This is a genomic window from Variovorax guangxiensis (genome assembly GCF_003952165.1).
GTDB classification, from domain to species: Bacteria; Pseudomonadota; Gammaproteobacteria; order Burkholderiales; family Burkholderiaceae_C; genus Variovorax; species Variovorax guangxiensis.
The window spans coordinates 1-1,576 of sequence record NZ_RXFT01000035.1 but is presented as its reverse complement, the minus strand read 5'-3'; the positions used below and the strand labels follow the sequence as shown (position 1 = coordinate 1,576).

At 60.3% G+C, this 1,576-nt stretch carries 1 protein-coding gene and 1 pseudogene; both read left to right on the top strand.

The features are described 5' to 3' along the window. Window positions 1-258 (top strand): annotated as a pseudogene (locus EJP67_RS33860) (hypothetical protein); the annotation flags it as partial. Between the two features lie 260 nt (window positions 259-518). Further along, window positions 519-1,576: ABC transporter transmembrane domain-containing protein (locus tag EJP67_RS33465; RefSeq protein ID WP_240650865.1), on the top strand; the 1,058-nt coding region annotated here is incomplete at its 3' end.

The following is a 1,576-nucleotide window of genomic DNA, read 5'->3' as shown; positions in this document are numbered from 1 at the left end:
GGGGCAGGTCAGCGCAACAACAAGACTGGTATCTCCGGTGTTTACTGCCGATTTGCCAGTAACGGTCAACCGCGCGCCTGGGTCGCCAGAACTCGCTGCAACGGCGAAACCATCCACAGAGAGTTCTTGATCAGGGAGTACGGAGAGCAGATTGCTAGGCAACTGGCGATTGCAGAGCGCCAAGAGCAACTACTGGCATACCCCGCATTCAATCACCAGCACACTCATTGTTCGGGCGGATTAGTCATGAAAAGATGAAGTGCGATTGCTGGACTTCGACGTCCTGATGGCAGCTCGCGCAAGTCGTCGCGGTGGGCGTAGAAGAGCAGTTCCTGCTGCAGAGATCGAGATGAAATCGGCTGTTGCGCCTAGCCAACCAATCAATCAGTCGCTCGTCAATTTGAGTTCTTTGGTATTCGATTTTCGCGTCATGCAAGATGCATTTAGAAGATAGTCGTTGTCAGTCAGTTCCTACTCAGGTATCTTGATGTTTCAGAAGAATATCCGAGGGATGCCAAATGGGAGTGGTGGTCGGGGAGGACGTGCAATCGCACGGGAAGGTCGGCGCGCAGCCGCAAGGGGCTGCTGAAGCCAGTGCAGTGGCGGCGGCAAATCCACATCCCTCTCTTGCCGCACTCTGCACCCTCGCACGCTTCCACCAGATCGCAGCCGACGCCTCGCTGCTATCGCACCAGCTGGGCCTCGTTGCTTCCGAGGCCATCGACACCGCCACGCTGCTGCGCGCAGCCAGGCACCTGGGCCTGAAGGCCAAGTCCTCCCGCACCACACTCGATCGCCTGTCGCTGACGCCTTTGCCCGCATTGGCCGTCTTGCGCGATGAATCTGGCCAGGAGCGTTTCGTCATCCTGGCCCAATGCGACGCCCAGCGCGTCCTGCTGCAGGACCCTTCGTCCTCGAACGGCCGCCCCGTCATCGAACCCCTGGACGTCTTCGCCTCGCACTGGAGCGGCGAACTCATCCTCATCACCAGCCGCGCAAGCCTCGCGGGCGAACTCGCCAAGTTCGACTTCTCCTGGTTCATTCCCAGTCTCGTCAAGCACAGGAAGCTGCTCGGTGAAGTCCTCTTCATCTCCTTCATCCTGCAGTTGTTCGCGTTGGTCAGCCCGCTGTTCTTCCAGGTCGTCATGGACAAGGTGCTCGTGCACCGCGGCCTCACCACGCTGGATGTGCTCGTCATCGGCTTGCTGGTCGTCGTTGTCTTCGAGTCGCTCCTGAACGGCCTGCGCAGCTACGTTTTCAGCCACACCACCAACCGCATCGACGTCGAGCTCGGCGCACGGCTGTTCCGTCATCTGGTCCAACTGCCCCTGGCCTACTTCCAGGCCCGGCGCGTCGGCGATTCAGTCGCGCGCGTGCGCGAACTCGAGAACATCCGCAGCTTCCTGACCGGCAACGCCCTGACGGTGCTGTTGGACGTCGTCTTCTCCATCGTCTTCATTGCCGTCATGCTGTTCTACAGCGTGCCGCTGACCCTGATCGTGCTCGCGAGCATGCCGCTGTACGTCGGGTTGAGCCTTGCGGTCGTGCCCATCCTGCGCCGGCGCCTGGACGAGAG